Source organism: Paenibacillus sp. PL91 (genome assembly GCF_012935325.2).
GTDB lineage: Bacteria > Bacillota > Bacilli > Paenibacillales > Paenibacillaceae > Pristimantibacillus.
This window is the reverse complement of record NZ_JABBYG020000001.1, coordinates 871,833-890,811: the sequence shown is the minus strand read 5'-3', so window position 1 is coordinate 890,811 and position 18,979 is coordinate 871,833. Positions and strand designations below refer to the sequence as shown.

Annotated in this window: 17 protein-coding genes; 7 read left to right on the top strand and 10 right to left on the bottom strand. The window is 44.9% G+C overall.

Features of this window, described 5'->3' with window-relative positions:
• Positions 1-305: 305 nt before the first annotated feature.
• Entirely contained in the window at positions 306-1,070 is a 765-nt protein-coding gene (locus HI950_RS04240; protein WP_169081438.1) for an alpha/beta fold hydrolase, read from the top strand.
• Between the two features lie 68 nt (positions 1,071-1,138).
• On the opposite strand, the gene HI950_RS04235 is transcribed toward HI950_RS04240, so the two are convergent.
• From HI950_RS04235 to HI950_RS04220, 4 genes are all read right to left on the bottom strand, one after another.
• Positions 1,139-1,903, bottom strand: coding sequence for an endonuclease/exonuclease/phosphatase family protein (locus tag HI950_RS04235; protein WP_169081439.1), 765 nt, complete (start codon positions 1,901-1,903; stop codon positions 1,139-1,141).
• Between the two features lie 143 nt (positions 1,904-2,046).
• Positions 2,047-3,213: a Ger(x)C family spore germination protein gene (locus tag HI950_RS04230; RefSeq protein ID WP_169081440.1), complete on the bottom strand. Its 1,167-nt coding sequence runs from the start codon at positions 3,211-3,213 to the stop codon at positions 2,047-2,049.
• Positions 3,210-4,316, bottom strand: a complete 1,107-nt coding sequence (locus HI950_RS04225) for a GerAB/ArcD/ProY family transporter (RefSeq protein ID WP_169081441.1) — start codon at positions 4,314-4,316, stop codon at positions 3,210-3,212. The genes HI950_RS04230 and HI950_RS04225 overlap by 4 nt, the downstream gene beginning before the upstream one ends.
• A gap of 18 nt (positions 4,317-4,334) precedes the next feature.
• Complete coding sequence (locus HI950_RS04220; RefSeq protein ID WP_169081442.1) at positions 4,335-5,843, bottom strand: spore germination protein; 1,509 nt, start codon at positions 5,841-5,843, stop codon at positions 4,335-4,337.
• A 293-nt stretch (positions 5,844-6,136) separates the two neighbouring features.
• On the opposite strand from HI950_RS04220, the gene HI950_RS04215 reads away from it, so the two are divergent.
• Complete coding sequence (locus HI950_RS04215) at positions 6,137-8,041, top strand: glycosyl hydrolase family 8 (protein WP_169081443.1); 1,905 nt, start codon at positions 6,137-6,139, stop codon at positions 8,039-8,041.
• Between the two features lie 95 nt (positions 8,042-8,136).
• Entirely contained in the window at positions 8,137-9,144 is a 1,008-nt protein-coding gene (locus tag HI950_RS04210; protein WP_317618288.1) for a LacI family DNA-binding transcriptional regulator, read from the top strand.
• A gap of 76 nt (positions 9,145-9,220) precedes the next feature.
• On the opposite strand, the gene HI950_RS04205 is transcribed toward HI950_RS04210, so the two are convergent.
• Positions 9,221-11,053, bottom strand: coding sequence for an ABC transporter substrate-binding protein (locus HI950_RS04205; protein ID WP_169081444.1), 1,833 nt, complete (start codon positions 11,051-11,053; stop codon positions 9,221-9,223).
• A 160-nt stretch (positions 11,054-11,213) separates the two neighbouring features.
• On the opposite strand from HI950_RS04205, the gene HI950_RS04200 reads away from it, so the two are divergent.
• Positions 11,214-11,426: a hypothetical protein gene (locus HI950_RS04200; RefSeq protein ID WP_169081445.1), complete on the top strand. Its 213-nt coding sequence runs from the start codon at positions 11,214-11,216 to the stop codon at positions 11,424-11,426.
• Positions 11,427-11,530: 104 nt separating this feature from the next.
• Here the strand turns inward: HI950_RS04200 and HI950_RS04195 are convergent, their stop codons facing one another.
• The 4 genes from HI950_RS04195 to HI950_RS04180 form a co-directional block, all read right to left on the bottom strand.
• A complete protein-coding gene (locus tag HI950_RS04195; RefSeq protein WP_169081446.1) occupies positions 11,531-12,172 on the bottom strand; it encodes a Bax inhibitor-1/YccA family protein in 642 nt (213 codons plus the stop codon).
• A 172-nt stretch (positions 12,173-12,344) separates the two neighbouring features.
• Positions 12,345-13,889: an MDR family MFS transporter gene (locus HI950_RS04190; RefSeq protein WP_169081447.1), complete on the bottom strand. Its 1,545-nt coding sequence runs from the start codon at positions 13,887-13,889 to the stop codon at positions 12,345-12,347.
• Positions 13,890-13,958: 69 nt separating this feature from the next.
• The gene (locus HI950_RS04185; RefSeq protein ID WP_169081448.1) at positions 13,959-14,873 is read right to left on the bottom strand and encodes a helix-turn-helix transcriptional regulator; all 915 of its coding nucleotides are present in this window, start codon (positions 14,871-14,873) and stop codon (positions 13,959-13,961) included.
• 3 nt (positions 14,874-14,876) lie between these two features.
• Positions 14,877-15,284, bottom strand: coding sequence for a TerB family tellurite resistance protein (locus HI950_RS04180; protein ID WP_169081449.1), 408 nt, complete (start codon positions 15,282-15,284; stop codon positions 14,877-14,879).
• Between the two features lie 140 nt (positions 15,285-15,424).
• Here HI950_RS04180 and HI950_RS04175 point away from each other — a divergent pair, with 140 nt between their 5' ends.
• The 3 genes from HI950_RS04175 (at position 15,425) to HI950_RS04165 (ending at position 18,354) form a co-directional block, all read left to right on the top strand.
• A complete protein-coding gene (locus tag HI950_RS04175; RefSeq protein ID WP_169081450.1) occupies positions 15,425-16,321 on the top strand; it encodes a YihY/virulence factor BrkB family protein in 897 nt (298 codons plus the stop codon).
• A 121-nt stretch (positions 16,322-16,442) separates the two neighbouring features.
• A complete protein-coding gene (locus HI950_RS04170; protein ID WP_169081451.1) occupies positions 16,443-17,456 on the top strand; it encodes a S66 family peptidase in 1,014 nt (337 codons plus the stop codon).
• 70 nt (positions 17,457-17,526) lie between these two features.
• On the top strand, positions 17,527-18,354 hold the full coding sequence (locus HI950_RS04165) for an alpha/beta fold hydrolase (protein ID WP_169081452.1): 828 nt from the start codon (positions 17,527-17,529) through the stop codon (positions 18,352-18,354).
• Positions 18,355-18,439: 85 nt separating this feature from the next.
• On the opposite strand, the gene HI950_RS04160 is transcribed toward HI950_RS04165, so the two are convergent.
• Entirely contained in the window at positions 18,440-18,949 is a 510-nt protein-coding gene (locus HI950_RS04160) for a hypothetical protein (RefSeq protein WP_169081453.1), read from the bottom strand.
• Between the last annotated feature and the right edge of the window lie 30 nt (positions 18,950-18,979).

The following is an 18,979-nucleotide window of genomic DNA, read 5'->3' as shown; positions in this document are numbered from 1 at the left end:
TAATCGAGAACATTCCTCTAGCATACTGTTATGAAAAAACATATAAGTATCAAATAAGAACCAGTAAAATAGAAATTAATAAAATCTATAGATTAGGACTCATAGATCTTGCATGCTGCCGTCAGCGAATTGGGTTATGATTGAAGGGAGTTTGTCGATAAAGAGCCTATTTCGGGGGATTCAACTGGAATAGTTTAGGAGAAACCGAATTCATCTAGTAGCGTATAATATGCCGAGTTCTTAATCATTCTCTCGACCAAATCGGCGATGTTATGTAATCAACGTGAAACCTAGGAGGATTGAAAGTGGTAGGATTACCTCGCAAACAAAAAATTAGCGTTCAGAAAGGCAAATTGGAATACATAACTGCCGGAAATGGAGGCCCCCCTATTATATTGATTAATGGAGGTGGTGGGCCGCTGGAAGGCTGGTATAAAATTATGCCAAAGCTTGCCGAGTTCAGCTCGGTAGTTGCCTATAATCGTTTCGGAATCAGCGGCAGCGATATGCCATCAGAACCGCAGCAAGGGATCGCAATCGTTGAGTCTTTAAAGGAAATGTTGAATGCTTTACAAATAAGACCGCCATATCTATTAGTGGGTCACTCTTTAGGCGGCTACTATGCCAATCTATTCGCTAGACTTTACTCCGAAGAAGTGATTGGCGTCGTTTTGTTGGAAGCCAGCCATCCGAATGACTTGCTTCTCAACCAGCACCAAGGGAAGTTCATTCAGACGATAAACAAGATGCTCGGCATGTTCGATTCATTTTCAAAAACCAACAAATTCAAAGAAGTACATCACGTCAACGAAACAGTCGAGCAAATTCAACGTGCGAACCCCTTCCCGAATATTCCTTTATATGTTGTTACTGGCGGGAAACAACCGAATAAATGGTTCATGCCAATGGAAGTACATAAGCAGCGTATGGATAACCAAAAAGATTTTCTCCGACTAAGCACTCAAGCAACACAAATCATAGCCCCAAACAGCGGACATTTTCCTCAAATATCGGAACCCGAAATCGTAATTAAGGCTGTGAAGGACTGTTTTCAGTCCATTTCAAGTTAAACTCTTACAGTGAAATAAAAAATGGACATCCCGTCTCTTGATATAAACGGATGTCCATTCTCTATGTTTTATGGCTGTATTTGAAGGGTTGCCGCAATCGGATAATGATCCGATGGATATCTATCGTTGTACTTTCGCTTGTCGACTTGAGCCGTCATGATGCTGATTTGCGGTGTTACGAAAATATAATCGATCGGCTCGCCATCGTCACCACCTATAAATCCATGATATGTACAGCCAGGGGTTGACTCATACAAAGCATTGTAAGTATGTTGCAGCCCAGTCTGATTGAGGATTTCAATCGTCCTGCTCTCTGGCTCGCAGTTAAAGTCGCCTGTTAGAATGGCAGAGGTCGCTCCGTCCATATTCATTCTGTCCACGATAAGCATTGCGCCATTAATTCTTGCTTCCTCGCTAATATGGTCGAGGTGCGTATTGAAGATGAGGCATTCCGCCCCTTCCGCATGCTGCAGCCTCATCCATGTACATATGCGCGGACATGCAGTATTCCAGCTCATAAATCCAAGCTGCTCCGGCTGCTCGGACAATCCAAATGTGCCGCTCTCAATCGGCTTCAGCATACTGCTTTGATAGAAAATCGCGCAATATTCCCCTTCTACGCCTCCCAGCCGGCCCTCTCCTATCCATTCGTAGCCTGGCAGCAAGGCACTCAAGCTCTCCAGCATAGGCAAGCTTCCTTCTTGCGTGCCTACGACAGCTGCCCCAGAAGCCAGAATGGCATTCGCAGCCGATTCGATCCGATTAGGCCAGGCATTCTCCCCGTCCTCCTCGACATGAATGCGCAGATTAAAAGACATGACGGTTAACTCCATATGATTCCCTCCAGCATCAATATAAGATAAGCATATGTCGACTACAGGGGATAATCAACCCTAATATGAAGTAGTCTTACATAAGAGGGAATTACCCCTCGAAAATACTTCTTGTTGGTGAACGAACGTATTGACCAACTCTATTATTTCTTTACTTCATCCTGTGGAACACCTTGTGGAGCATTTGTTTTCCCTTGTCTCAGAATCGTTATTTTAACGTCATAGGAAACCTCCACTTTTGGAAATATTTCATTCCAATCCTTTGCGGCCTTTTTCCATTGCTTCGGATATCTGCGATGATATTCCTCGGCAAATCCTAAAACATCTATTTTTTTTTCTTTCTGCAGCACTTTAAGAGCATAATCCATTCGATCAATCAGATCCTTCTTTAATTGCTGTTCCACTACCTTCATTTCTTTTGGATCGCTAATTTTTAAATGACTGCCATTTTCTATCACGTCAAATTGCGCCTTCGTTTTTACAGTCATCTTCCATTGTCCGTTAACATACTTGGGTTTAAGCTTCGTATGGCTCCTAAGGAGTCTAACAATCAGTGATCCTTCGGCATTTTTGGGCTCAACGGTGAACAAGTCATCACGAATGTCGTTGCGGATCCATTGAACGCCCCGACTCACCTTTTCATTGAGTTCACTAACCATTTTATCTTTATGGAAAAGAGCAGTGCTTTTTGTATACGCGAAGTTATCGATATTTTTCTCTGCCGGACTCAGCGTTTCAATAATAGGAATAGCTGAATTGTACGGAGGTTGAGGCAATAATCCAACTAATTCGAGCAGTGTGATCTCGATACCCTGCTTCTGCTTGCTTAATTCGCGCAGCACCTCTGTCGTACTTCGCTCCAATGCGGGGTGTATTTCTAAAATTTCTTTGGCATTTCCTTTACTAATAAAAATGTAGGCTCTTGGCCTTGGCTGAGGATGACGAGCCAAGAAATCAACACCTTCACGGATACCTTCCAATGCTATTTTTTCACTAAAGATAACTACTTTAGTGTGCCCCCAAAACACTTTTCGGGGAAGCCTTCTTTGCAAAATTACAAAAGCTTCAGCCAGTGTGTTTGCCTCACCGTATCGAACGATGTTCTCTATTCTATCTCTTCCTCCGGTACCTTGGCTGCCTTCAGATAATTTTGGAATGTTAATTTGCGCACTGATTCTCCATCGCCCATCTTCTTTATCGATGCCGATTCCTTCAATCAAAGCAATGTCATTTATTTCTACGCGGTCCCAACAGCCTGTAAGAAATAGCAGACATATGCTTATCATCATAGTGAATATGATTCGCATCATTTGTTCACGACCCTTTTTCTCATGCTCCGGCTACGCAAGTAAGCGATCATTAACAGAAGCAGCGGAAGTCCCGTTTGAAAACCCATTAAAATATAAGGAAGCAGTGATCCGAGATAATGTGACAGCCCAGGCAATGTAGGCGGTGTCCAATATGTAAACAGTACAAGAAGAATACCTATGGGGAAAACGACATGACGTATGCTGGACACATTCAGCCATTGTGCCGTTCCTAGAGACAATGAATAATAAAATACTGATATTTTAAGAAATGCTCCCATTACCCAGATTGCCATTACGAGCGATTCAACATGCTCGAAGAAATCGGCAATGCTTATGTACCGAATTGCAGTCATGAACGGATACAGAATATTGGCAACGCCTCCTCCAACGAGGAAAAGGAGAACGAAATTTACCATTACTAAGGTAAAGGAAACGAAGAACATTGACATCATGGCCATCTTCAGCCCTTTCTTGCGGTTAACAAGAAAAGGCAGCATAAAGGTAATTAACGCAAATTCGCTAAACCAGCCCATAGGAGATAAAGCTCCTTTAATGGAAGGCATGATCCCATCCTCAAACATCGGAAACATTCTCCTTATTTCAAGATTTGGAAGCAGCAAGATGATGAGAAGGACAACAATGAATAAAATAATGGGGACGATTAATTCCGATAACCTAGCCACCACTTCAATCCCAGACCTGACAGCAAACGCGCATACCAATGTAAGGCTCGATATCAGGACTAATAGAGGGGTCCGAGTCAAAAACACGCCCGAGATGAACTCTGCGTACTCTTTGATGATTACCCCTGTTACATGCAAATAAAAAACCAATATGAAGAAGGAGATGGCTTTGCCTGGAATTCGCCCAATGATGCGATTCATATATTGAATGATCGTCTCTTCCGGATAAATTCGGTTCAACGCACACATGACCAAGACAGTCGTATAGCCTACAATCGACGCCCAAATAGGTGAAACCCATAGGTCAAGATGAGCCTTTTCCGCCGTAATGCCTGGCACAATGAGGATGGCGGTAGCAATGATGGTCGGATACATCATAATGCCCATTTGCAGCGCGGTTATTTTTCCTTTTTCAACCATTTGGTTCTCACCTTCTAATTATAAGTTTTCCTCTGGAGGGCCGCCTAATTTGGGGCCTTTACGGAACGTCCACCATGGTTTTCGAAAGAGAACATCCTGCATTTGTTTTCCATTCATTGGACCCAATGGCGACATATATGGCACGCCGAACGATTTCAACCCGCATAAGTGTATCAGGAGCAGCAGAACCCCGAGAATGAGACCGAGCAACCCCAATGTTCCCGCCAAAATCATGATAGGAAAACGCAGCATACTAAAGGCCATCCCGACTACATAACGCGGAATAGCAAAGGATGCAATCCCGGTTAAGGAAACAACGATAACCATTGGAGTAGAGACGATTCCTGCTTCAACAGCAGCTTGACCGATTACCAGTGCACCAACGATGCTAACTGCAGCACCGACCTGCTTCGGCAGACGCAAGCCCGCCTCCCTTAAAGCCTCGAATGTGACTTCCATAATGAAAGCTTCAACTAATGCGGGAAAAGGGACGCGTTCACGGGCGCTTGCCATGCTCTCGAGCAGTGTCGTTGGCACCATCTCTTGATGAAATGTCAGAACGGCAATATAAAAAGATGGCAGCAGCAAAGAAATGATGACGAATAAATAGCGCAGCCAACGAATCATGATGCTGAGAAAAAATCGGGTGTAATAATCTTCACTCGATTGAAACAAAGAGAAAATCGTGATCGGCGCAACGAGGACAAACGGCGTATTATCAACTAAAATGACGACCCGCCCTTCCAGCATCCCAGCTACAGCCACGTCGGGACGCTCGGTATTCATGATCTGCGGAAAAGGCGAAATCGGATTATCCTCAATCAGCTCTTCAATATATCCACTCTCTAGGATGCCGTCGATTTCGATCCTTTGGAGCCGTGATAGCACTTCTTCAACGATAGCCGGCTTTGCGACACCCTCTATATAGGCTACGACGACTCCGGTTTGGGTTAAGCGTCCGATATCCAACCTTTTCGTTTTGAAATGGGGTGTTCTTATTCTTCTGCGCAATAGTGACGTATTTGTCGACAGCATTTCTGTAAATGAATCACGAGGTCCTCGTATGACCGTTTCGGCAACCGGTTCTTCAATGGAACGTTTTTCCCATTTGGAGAGTCCCAGCGCAATCCCTTGGTTGGCCCCTTCCATGAGCAAGACCGGATTCCCAATAGAAATATGGGCAATGCAATCGTCGATGTTATAGATGTTCTTTACCAAGGAGATAGGTATTTTCTTTTTCAGCAATTCCGGGAGCGACAAGATTTCCCCTTCCGTATTATTCATGAGCGGGGCAAGCACATTTTTGTCCAGCTCTTCTATATTCGACATGCCATCCAAATAAATAAGGCATGCTTCTGTGCGATCGCCAAAAGTAAAAGTACGGAAAACAACATCGGAACAATCGTTATAAAGGGCTTCAAGAGCATGAATATTTTCAGCTAAGCTGGAGGTGAGCTGCGATTGCAAAATGGGCATCTGCTGCTTCTTTCGGTTCGGACGAGATCTATATTTAGTACGGAAAAACATAGAAATCTCCCTTTCTGGTGTTCGTTTTGTTTCAGTATCCCCACAAAGTGGGAAAATGTATTCCAAATCATTACAAATCATGCTGTTGCCCAAACTAAGGTTGCCATTTCCATACGATCCTTACATCTGTATAGCCGACTTCCCATTTGTGTATAGAAAACACAAAAGTTTAAGCGCTTTAATTTTTATTGACATCCCTGTTTTGTCATCCTACAATACAGGAGTGACAGTCTTTCAATTTACAAGATTTACACTTCAAAGCACTTATTATTTAAGAAAGGTCGTGTTGGATAATGAAAACCGGCAATATCTTGAAATCGCATTCATTGTTGCGTTTAAGGTCAGTCATGTCGATTGCCCTGTCCCTGGTTTTGTTGCTTGCTTGTATGCCAGCAGCTTTTGCGCAGGAGAGCGCTGCCTCCACCCAGCAGCCTCAAAAGCCTTTTCCACAACAAATGACTTACACAAAAGGCACGATTAAACCAAACCATGTCACTCAGAATCAGATGAATAAGGAGGTTAAGCTGCTCTACAAGGAATGGAAGAAAAAATATATGAAAGTAAACCCGTACGATGCCAGCCAATATTATGTTTGGTACAACGATGGAGGCTGGAATGGCGACGCGATAACGGTATCGGAGGCGCATGGCTATGGAATGCTGATTACGGCAATTATGGCCGGTGCTGATCCGGAAGCGAAAAAAATCTTCGATGGCATGTATCGTTATTTCCGTGCTCATCCAAGCACCCTCAACGCTGATCTTATGGCTTGGCAGCAAGCGGATCGAAGCGGCGCGATCATCAATGTCAATGGCTCGGATTCAGCGATTGACGGTGATATGGATATCGCCTACTCGCTCTTACTGGCTGATAAGCAATGGGGCAGCTCAGGTGCGATTAATTATCGCGCTGAAGGTATCAAGGTCATAAATGCAATAATGGAAAACGAAGTTCACCCCGAAGATTATCACCTCCAATTGGGAGACTGGGTTAAGAACTCGGATAGCGAGCCTAGCTTCAAGCCCTCCTCTCGCCCATCTGACTTCATGCTGCAGCACATGAAAGAATATGCCAAAGCAACAGGAGATGCCCGCTGGGATAAGGTTCTCTCAACAACCTACGGGATCATAAAAGATGTGCATGAGAGCTACAGCCCGAACACTGGACTTCTGCCGGACTTCCTTTACAAGGATGCTGTAGACGAAAAATATAAGCCAGTCAACGAATTCAAATGGAATACGGAAAGCGGTCACTTTTTGGAATCGGAGTTTGACGGCGCCTATAACTATAACTCCTGCCGCACGCCTTGGCGCATCACGACTGATTATCTGCTTACAGGCGACAAAAGAGCGTACCAGCAATTATCCGTTCTGAACAAATTCATACAGGACAAGCATGATTCGCCAGACAAAATATGGTCGGGCTACACGCTGGATGGCAAGACGAAGCTAAGCGAATGGGACGGCGGGATGGATTTCACTGCACCATTTATGGTCAGTGCGATGATCGACTCCTCCAATCAACAATGGCTGAACGACCTTTGGGACTATCATACGGATGCAGTCAATCCTACAGCAGAAGAATGGCGCTATTACTATGGAAATTCCATACGCCTGCTCAGCATGATTGTTGTATCAGGAAACTGGTGGTCGCCAACAGGCATCGCAGCTACAGATATATCGGGCCACTGGGCTGAGAATGATATCATTAAATCATTATCTGAAGGCATTGCAACCGGATTTCCTAATGGAGCCTTCAAACCGGATGCAGGCGTGAAACGCGCTGAATTCGCAGTCATGACCGCAAATGCGCTAAAGCTGTCTGGCGAAGGAGCTGCGCTCACATTCAACGACAATCAATCTATCTCGCCTTGGGCTAAGCAATCGATTGCTAGGCTCGTACAAGCGGATCTATTAAAAGGGTGGATTAAAGAAAGCTTCCTCCCTTCTTCCGAGGTTACTCGTTCTGAAGCAGCGATATTGGTAGCAGCAGCATTAAAGCTGCCGCTTGAGGAGCAAGCACCAAATACAGGTTTCTCCGACGATGCTTCCATTCCAGATTGGGCGAAACCAGCGGTCAAAGCATTAGGCATTGCTGGTATCCAATTGTTTAAAGCGCAAGACGCACCTTTCCAGCCAAACGCGAGTCTAACGAGAGCAGAAGCCATTACCATTTTGAGGAGCCTTGCAACCCCATAATTCTAATGCCGCTTCCGATGTGCTGCATACTGCCAACTTATCACAAAATGTGGTATGGTAGAACAATATGCAGTTATGTTCCAAGGAGCGAAGCGATGATGAAAGTTAGTATATTTGATGTGGCGCGCAAATCCGGGTTATCAGTCGTTACCGTCTCAAGAGTGATCAATAATGCGGATACGGTGCGTGAAAAAAATCGAAACAAGGTGCTGCAAGCAATGAAAGAGCTGGACTATCATCCAAATGCTGCCGCCCGAAGTCTTGCTAGAGGGAAAACAGGGGTAATTGGCATTATCATTATGACGTTGAATGACTCCTTCCTTGATGCGGTAGTGAAAGAAATTAACGATAAGTTAGAGGCTCACCACTATCTCCTTGCCTTGTTCATATCCAAAGAAGACGAAACGGATCTTCATAGCGCTATATTTCAGGAAGACCGTGTGGATGGCATGTTTATCCTATCGCCCATTCATGAGGAGCGCTATGTAGAAGAGCTCACACGAAAAAATATTCCGTTTGTCATGATTGATAATCAGCAGGAAAATCCGTCCGTACCGTCTGTTCAAGTCGACAATTTTAGAGGCGGGTATGAGGCGACCAAGCATTTGATCGATCTAGGCCATATGGATATCGTCCATGTTAGCGGGCCCTCACTGTTTCTCAGCAGTAAGGAACGTATTCGTGGATACCTATCGGCAATGGAATCAGCTGGGCTTCCTACACGCATCGAACAGGGGAATTTCGACATTAATTCCGGCTATGAGATAGCAGAACGATGGCTCGAATCCGGTACTCTACCTACTGCCGTATTCGTTGCGGACGACTTGATCGCATTTGGCGTTATGGATGCGCTTAAAAATAAGGGATACCGTATCCCTCAAGACCTTTCAGTAATCGGCTTTGACGATCAACTCTTCGCTGATCAGTTCCGTCCTGCGCTGACTACCGTTCGTCAACCGGTCGAGCTTATCGGAAGCCATGCTATTGATTTGCTGCTCAAACGAATGGAAAACCTAGACGCCCCCGTCTCACAAGAGCCTTGGAGGCTGCAGCCCGAACTCATTATTAGGCAGTCAACCTGCCCGCCGGCTTCTAAGAAATAATCGCTTAAGAAATGGGCTTAACAAAAAGAAGGAGAGGCAAACTGCCTCTCCTTCTTTTCGTTATAAGATGACCTAATCACTGCAAAGTCGCTATAGGACTCGACTCCGTGATCTGAGAAGCATCGTTGGTTCTCTCCAGCCATATATCCTTAAAATCGATCCAGCCAAGGGAATTCACGCCTACTCCTTTAATATTTGGATTGTAAAAGGTGTTAAGCTTTTTGTGCAGCAGAAAGAGGACATGCGTTTCATCCTTCAGCTTCTTCTCGATTTCAAAGAGCTGATTCCATCGATCCTCTGCTCGCTCGCAGGCCAATGCTAAATCAATCTTTTCTTTCACCCAGCCACGCAAGCGAGGGTCCAGATGCTCTCTCAGGAAATTGCCAGTCTGCTCATAAAGCTCTATTAAGCAAACTTCATCCTCCGCAAACACGACGCAGTACAATAGACAGTCAGCGTTTTGAAAGACTTCAGGCTCTCTTATGCTCCTCCAGTTCTCTACTTGAACAACGACTTCAATTCCGAATGCTGACAAATGTCGCTGGAGCCATAAGGCATCCTGCTCATGGATGCCATAAGTGCTTATACGGATAGCCCTTCCGTCATAGCCAGACGCTTTAAGAAGCTCAACCGCTTGCTCTGATTCACATTGATCCTGCCATTGGTAGGTAGCTTCATTTGGATGAAACCCTTGAGCCGGATAAATGCGGTCCTCTCCAAGCTCCTTTATCATTTGAGTCCGATCTACGAGTAGATCAATCGCTTTCCGGAACGCTTCGGATTGCTGCGGACCTTCCTTCCCCATATTCCATGTAAGCAAGCTGCATCCGTTGCAAATCGACTCTATTTTCTTCCAGCCTTGTTCAGGCTGGATATCTCTTATATCGTGATCAATAAGCAGCTGTTCCCAGCTCTTAGTATAAACAACCGTATCCTCTGGCATGATGACGATTACGACGCCGTCCAAATGTGCTCTTCCTTGAAAATATCCGGCATTCGCCTGCATCGTGAATCGATCAGCAGTCCAATCTGTAAACCGGAAAGGTCCTGTACCAACCGGCCGCGTCCAAAAAAATTCATCCTGCTCCACAAGCTCATGAGGCACGATGGATAAGCCGGGGGCACAAAGAAATCTAGGAAACAGCCAGTTAGGATTCGACAGTTTTATTTTAACCGTCCGCTGTCCAATTGCTTCGACCTGCTCGATTGTTCGAACGAACCAACCGGAAGCGCTGCTTCCATGCAAACGATTGAGCGTATATACAACATCCTCGGCAATCAGCTCTCTGCCATGGTGAAACATGACTCCTTTGCGTAGATGAAAAGTCCACACCTTGCCGCTGCCATCATGCTCCCATGCATGTGCTAGCGATGGAATGACTCTACCGGCAACACGGTCATATTGGACGAGACAGTCGAACAGCTGCTTAATCATATGTGCGCTGAACGCATAATAAAGCTCTTTCGGATCGAGCGTCAAAATTGGCCTGTGTACAGGTAGCCGAAGAATATCTGATTCAATGTCGTTCATCTGCATGGTCCGGTAACCGAAATGCCCATTTAACCATTCCGCGAACAAGCTTCTTGCCGCTGTCCCTTCTCCATAGCGATCAATGAATTCAAATGCTTGCTTGTACTCGCTTTTTGTTGCAAGCTGCTGCGCAAGCTCAAGCAGTTTTTTTTCTTTTGCAAGGAGGAAGGTTATTTGAGAGCGGTTGCCTCGTCCCCGGCCTGCTGTCCAATCGATGAAGCCCTCTTCTTCAAGCTTTCGAAGAATCAGCTTCACATTGCGTGTAGAACAGAATAAGGCATCCGCTAGCTGCTCCAATGACACCTCTACCGCTTTGCCTGCTCCATCAGCTCCGGCAAACTTCGTATATAACAACAAATAACGTTCATGAGTCAACAATGGCAATCCTCCTTAACGCCTCTTAGTGGACGGTTAAATAAAAGGGGAAATATACGAAAACGATTATACACTTTTTATCCCCTTTTAGCGACTGCATAATAAAAGAACCAACACCCCACACAAAAATAAAACGGGAATGGTCCTAAGGAGGAAGTGGAGTATGATGATTGAACATTATGTAGCTGAACAATTATGGAATGAACGTGAGCAGGAATGGGAAAGAAAAGTACGCAGAGGGGACTTTATCGATGATGGTGAGCCGAGAGTCTCCATCCTCAAAAAAATATTTTCAGATCGCAAAGCCAATCGGAATCGTTTATCCGAAAAAAAGAATCCCCCAGTCTGCAGCCAAGCGGACATAACGGAGAAATAAATGAAAAATACGGCTAAAACAGCACCCTTGACCAATAAAAAAGGTTAATCTTCACGGAAGAAGATTAACCTTTTGTATCGTTATTGTTGTTTTAAGTCTTCTACTTAATCATCCAACAGCGATTTTACGAAACGAAGCGCATAAAGGATAATATTGACCAGATCCAGATAAATGTTTACAACCATCAATGGAATATCGCTATCATCGAACCCTTCTTTGGACATCCGGTTAAAATCATACAACGTATAACCGATGAAGATGAGTAAGCCAAAACCAGCGAAAATCGTCTCCATCATCCCATCAAAAGGAAAGATAAATTGCATAAGTCCGATTACGAGAAGTCCAATCAACGATGCGAACAGGAATCCGCCTAAAAAGCGAAAATCCTCTTTCGTATAGGTTGCATAGATCGCAAGTCCCGCATAGACGATAACCGCTACCGCGACGGTTTGGATAACAGTGCTCGTACCCATCGAGGCGATGTAATAGCTTAAACTAAATTGCAAGGTTGCTCCTGATACCACCATAAATGCGTACATCAGTGAATAACCGATCGCTTTCGATTTGCGGAGAAACACGATAGCGAGAATGAGGCCGATCTCCAAAATGAATAGCGGAATTCGAGCAACGCTCGGCAGCAGCGTTCCAATATACATCCCGAACACCGATACGAGCAGGGCAAAGAAAAATGTGAGCATTAGTTTTTGCATGGGCTTTCTATACCCGCTTGATTGGCTATTAATCATCTTCTTTTTCTCCCCAGCATAAGTTTTTTATAGACCCCATAATAGCATAATTGACGTTTATAAAAAAGTGGATTTTCACATATTATGTTTGCGATCTATGCAAAAAAACCTCCCTTCGTCCAACTGGAAGAAAGAAGATTCATGCTTATACAGCTATTTATTCGATAATACTCTAATGCGCGGATGAATATTCTGCTGCTGATTCCGCCGTTGCGTCAAGCTTCTTGCTCCCCATGAAGAACGCGGAGAGCAATGCGAGCACGACCGGTACAATTGCCCAAGCAAATGTGTATGCGATAGAGCCTGAGAGCATGCCGGAGAAGCTTTCTAGCAGGTCAGATGGAATAAGCGCACGAGTATCCGGAGAAAGCAGCGCGTGCGGGTCTTTGATATCAAGCCCTTCAGGCAATCCCCCGCCCTCATTGCCATCAGCGGAATAGAGCTTCGACATTTTATTCGTAAAATACTGGCTCTGAATGAGACCAAATGCTGTAATACCAATGGTCATGCCAAGCGAACGAATAAAATTCAGCGTAGCGCCAGCAGTACCTCTCTGCCGGTACGATAAGCCATGAATAGCAGCATTGCTAAGTACGGAAAATGATGCACCGATTCCTAAACCGATAAGTACCATATAGATGGTGACCGTTAATCGAGACGTTTCAGCGGAAATGGTGGCAACAAGCGCAATCCCGAGAGCTAATATAGCTAGTGTTGGGATCATGAGGTTTCGGTACGAAAACTTGTTCATGAGGGTCCCCCCAAGCGTTGCGGTAATGACCGAGCCGACCATCATAGGCAGCAGTACAAGCCCTGAATTTGTAGCAGAGCCGCCAAGCACCCCTTGAATGAAGATTGGAATGTAGACCGATGCCGCAATGAATGCCGCACCACTAAATAGAGCCACTAGAATGCTTGTCGTGTACAATCTGTTTTTGAATAGCCCGAATGAAATGATAGGCTCCTCTGCTCTCTTCTCCGCCATAAGAAAGGCAATAAGAAGGACGGCAAAGCCGGCGAATAAGCTTAAAATGATCGGTGATTGCCATGCGAACTGCTTGCCGCCAAGCTCTAGGGCAAACATGAGACAGACGATGGCTCCGATGAGTGTAAATGCGCCTAACCAATCGATTGGCTGCTTGGAATGCTCATGCGACTCCTTATAGAAAAACGTGACCATAAGAAAGGAAATCAACCCTAATGGAAGATTGATATAAAAAATCCATTGCCAAGCGATATGGTCCGTAATGTAAGCCCCGAGCAATGGACCGAAAATGCTCGATAAACCAAATACGGCTCCGAATAATCCGCCTAATTGCCCGCGCTTCTCCAGCGGCACTGCATCAAACATGATGGTGAATGCAATAGGAATAAGAGCGCCGCCGCCGACACCTTGAATGGCTCTGAAAATAGCGAGCTCGGTCATTGAATCAGCCGTACCGCATAAAACCGATCCAAGCATAAATACGATGATCCCAAACACAAAAAATTTCTTGCGCCCATACATATCTGACAGCTTGCCGAAAATAGGCATTCCCGCCATCTCCGCGACCATATAGGCGGATGTGACCCAAATGAATTTATCCATCCCTCCAAGCTCACCGACGATATTGCCCATTGCGGTAGCGACAATCGTGTTGTCCATGGATGCCATTAAAATTCCGAGCAGCAAGCCTGCGATTACGATGGAAAGGCTGCTTTTTTGACTTTGCTTCACTGATAAACACTCCCTTTGATTTCGTTTTGCTTGTTATCAGTGTAATAAAAAAAGTATGACAGCTGAGTGTCATACTTCGGTATACCGTTTTAACATTTTTACGATTGCCGCTTTTACCATTTCTCGAAGCTCGGGCGGGTCTACGACAACGACGCCGTCACCGAAGCTTAACAGGCTCGGAACGAGCCAACGCTCCACGGACCATGGGTCTACTTGGAGCGTCATGGTAAGCGTGCCATCATCATTGAAGCTTTTCTCCGCGATATAGAAAAAATCCATTGCCCGTGCTAGGCATGCAACAGAAAAATGAAGCGTTGCATTCACTTTATTTTGCTGCTGCCGATCATAAGACCGATCTCTATCGGGCAGTTGACTATGCTTCTGAAAGTATTCCGTTGTTGCAAGCAAATTTGCCATTCGCGGCAGCTTGAATTCTCGATAGTCTTTGCGTTCCCTGCAAAATCCATATAAATACCAGGAATCATATCTATACAGCAGGTTGATCGGCTCAACGCAGCGCTCTTTCCTCTCGTTTTTCGCATTGACGTAATCGAAACGGACGATTCGGCATTCCGTGATCGCTACTCTAAGGATGCGGAGAGACTCATTGTATGCGCCGCTCCCTCCGATGTTCATCGTCAAGCTTGGCGATGCATCGCTGTGTTGCAGAGTCTGCAGCTTATGAATCGTTTCCAATGCACGCTCGTCATCGAAGACGGTTGACATGCTGTGAAGAATCGTAATAAGCGAACTCACATCGTAGGAGCCGAGCAAGCTTTTATCCATTTTGTACGTGTCGATGATGCCATATCCGCCATTTACGCCTTGATAGGATACGACAGGAATACCTGCTGCGCAAATGGCATCGATATCGCGGTAGATCGTCCGTTGAGACACCTTGTATTTTTCCGCCAAAGCGGATGCCGAAAGCACCTCGTTATTCAGCAGCATATAAATCATCGAGATTAATCGCTCGAGCTTCATCGGTTAAGGGTTCAAGATGAGCTTTAAGCCTTCGATTTTCAATTGATCCATTCGAATGACCCAGCTCTTCAAAGTCTCATAGGATTCATCGGAAAAGCCAAATACCTGCTTCATGTCATGCGTAATTTTTTTCTCGTCATCGTTGTAGTCACCATCGGCAAATATGAGCAGCAAAATTTCTGCGAAAAAGATTTTTTTCACATGCTCATCCTTCAGGCCGCCGATAATATCCGAAAGCTGCTTCTCATTAGAGAACTGGATATCGGTTTGCTGGATGTCCATTTCTTCCATAAACGATTGCAAATAACCTCTTTCTTTTTTGTGGACGAAACCATCGGCATTTGCAACGAGATGCGCGAGTTCCAGAAAAGACTCTTTATGTTCCTTGGATTGTAGAAAATGTAAAAACAATCGGTCCACTCCCTAGTTTCAAATATAGTTGACTATACTCTTATTCGACAGTTTTTGTTTTTTTCCTACATTGCCGATCCAACTTGTTTAGTTAACTTACCTTTTTGTTTAATTTTAATCTAAAAGGATGGTGACTGCGTATGACGCGAATGTCTCAAACGGTTCAGTTTATGAAATGTCTATACAGCCGATTTCGCGAGGATGATGTTCCTGCACTTGGCGCACAGCTGACCTATTATTTAATTTTATCTTTTTTTCCATTTTTAATTTTTATGATTAGCCTGTTAAGCTTTATCGAGCTATCGGGGGATAGCGTCGTTGGAGAGCTGATCCGCTTGCTCCCTTCCGATGCAAGCGATACGATTACCGGCATATTGGGGGAGGTCGTCGATAACAGCAGCGGAACGCTTCTCTCATTCGGTATGATCGCTACGATCTGGTCGGCTTCGAACGGCATTAACGCGATGATTAAAGGGCTAAACAAGGCATATGACATTGAAGAGCAGCGTCCTTTCTGGAAAGTACGCGGCATCTCGGTAGTATCGACGATTTTTCTAGTTGTCGTTATCATACTCGTCATGATCATGCTTATTTTCGGAAAAGCAATTGGACACTATTTGTTCGAGTGGCTGGGATATCCTGAAGGATTTCAGTGGACATGGGGCGTTTTAAAATATGTAATTCCAATCGCGGCAATGATCGGGGCGTTTACCTTGCTTTACTGGATTGTGCCAAATAGACGGCTCAGCTTCAGAGAGGTGCTGCCGGGAGCAGTCTTTGCAACCTTCGGCTGGATTGTGACATCGCTGTTATTCCAATTTTATATGAACAGCTTCGGCAACTATTCGAAAACCTACGGCAGCTTAGGCGGCATGATCATTCTGTTGATCTGGCTTTATATCAGCTCGATCATCATTATGCTTGGCGGTGAGATCAATGCCACGCTAGCTTCTGCAAAATCTCAAATACCCCATGTAAAAACAGCACGTCACAGCTTTCGGCTGCATCCGAATAAAAGCAAAACGATTCATTCATAAAGTCGGTTTCCCAATTCACACCTATTCGGATGACTGTTTTGGCTGCTAAAATAGGCATCAAAGCACCTACCGCTCACTGTTCGTCGCTAAGACAAAGCGGTAAACCGATTAGGAGGCCCATATGATTAGATATCCGTTTTTAAATGAAAAAGCTACTGTAGGCGTTACTGCCCCTTCATCGGGCGTAAATGCTGAATGGCATGATTTGGTTAAGCTCGCCTGCAGCCGATTGGAGACAAAGGGCTTTAATGTGGTTTGCGGTGAAACGGTTTGGACGCAAAATAAAGCGAAGTCATCCCCTGCTCAAATTCGTGCCGAAGAATTTAACACGATGATGCAAGGAGATAAGATCGATCTCGTCATTCCTCCTTGGGGCGGAGAATTGTTAATTGAAATTTTGGAGTATCTTGATTTTGAAAATTTTAAATGCAAGTGGCTAATAGGCTATTCCGATATCAGCTTATTGTTATTGGCAATCACTTTAAAAACAGGCATAGCGACTGCTCATGGAACCAATCTCATTGATTTGCGGGGACAATATTCGGATATCACTACTTCTAGCTGGCAAGCGGTATTATCAACGAAGGCAGGACAATCCATTCTTCAGCACTCCTCACCCAAATATCAAAAGGAATGGAATTTCCACGACCCTTCTCCATGCGTCTTCCACTTAACGGAACGAACCTGCTGGCAAGTTTATTCCGAGACGAAAACCAAAATAAATGGACGATTGCTTGGGGGCTGCATAGACGTAATCAGACATTTAATAGGCACTCCATATGGCGAGCTTCAGCAATTTCAAAATCAAATGATCCATGCTGAGCCTATTTTATGGTTTTTTGAAAATTGCGAGCTGAGCACAACAGACTTGCGAAGATCACTTGTGCAAATGAGGCTCGCAGGCTGGTTTAACAACTGTTCAGGAGTGATGTTTGGGAGAAGCCCTGCCAATCAAGCGGTTGATGATTATATGATTGAGGATGTATATAAGGAGCTTGCTGAGGAACTGCAAATCCCCGTTGTTTATGATATAGATTGCGGCCATGTTCCCCCCCAATTAACCTTCATAAATGGCGCATATGCAGAGGTGTCGGTAGAGGACGGCAAAGGTACGGTTACGCAATTTTTTATTTGATCATCCAATAAAGAACCTCGCAAAGAATTAGGCATATGCTGATATATCTGATCTCGAGGGGAAATTATACATGTATTCCTATGAACAAAATGGGGTGTACTGGCGTTATCCATACGCAGATGCGTATCCAGCCTATAAACGTTATATGCCTGGCTATCTGCCGCCGCTTACTTTTGTGCTCGTACATGGCGCATGGGCGGATGCAAGCTTCTGGGATGAGACGGCTGCTGTATTGCGCCAAATGGGCCACATCGTGTATGCGCCCGAGTATCCTGGCCACGGCGTGGACCCTAACAAAAATGTTACTCATGACATGTTAAGCAAATCGGTCGCGGATTTTATCATCGCCCACAATCTTGAGCAAATTGTTTTGGTTGGTCATAGCTTTGGAGGCACTGTTGTCCAGAAGGTAGCGGAGCTAGTTCCAAATCGCATTAAACGGCTCGTCTTCTGGGATGCATTTGTGCTGAAAGACGGAGAATCGGCATCGGACGAATTTCCGCCAGCCGCTTTAGCCTTTTTCCAGCAGCTAAGAGACAGCTCGAAGGATGATACGATCATGCTTCCCTTCCCTTTTTTCCGTGATACCTTTGTAAATGCAGCGCCTTTAGAGGTAGCACAGCGCATATACATTAAAATAACGCCTGAGCCTGCAAAGCCGCTATTCGAGAAGCTGGATCTCAAAAAATTTTACAGCCTCACCACGCCAAGAAGCTATATCTTCTTTACGGAAGATATTGTACTGCCGCAATACAACAGCGAATACGGCTGGCACCCCCATATGTCCAGCCGACTCGGCATTTTCCGTTATATTCAAGGAAACAGCGATCATATGTCATCGACAAAGTTGAATCCCGGCATGCTTGCGCAAAAAATATATGAAGCCGGAAGAGACTGAAGGTTAATCAAGGACGAAAAAAGGGTAAGATGCCATTAGCTTGGCTTCTTACCCTTTTTGGATTAATCGCGGCTTTTGCGTGTTATTAAGGGACGTATTGCTGCACGATCTGAACGATTTCCCCGTCCTTCACGGTCATATGATAAGGGAAGCTCTTAACATCCAAGTCATCTTCCTTATTCAATAGCTCTACGAATTTTTCAACGGTAATCGGCTCATTCCATACAATATCAGCTTCATACACATTACCAGTGCGGTTGTAGATTTGCATAAGTACTTTCGCATCATCTGCTATAGGTAATTCATGAAGGCCCTCATCATTATTAATGATATAATAGCCATCCGGTGGACCATCAAGACCCGAATCCGCTTCAAACTCCAAAAATTTATCGATAGCTTGCTCACCCTCGTACCAATCGATTTGATCGATGGATAGCGTGTATTGATTATTTTGCTTCTGTACGCTCTCGATATAGCCCGTTTCCAAATCCGGCGTTTGCTCTACCGGCTTATAATCACGGCCTCCCGTCGGCGCAAAGCTAAAGGCCGTGAGACAAGCTATCGCAACAACTGCGATCATTGCATATTTTTTCATAGCGCTGACGCTCCTTTTATTTATGGTGTA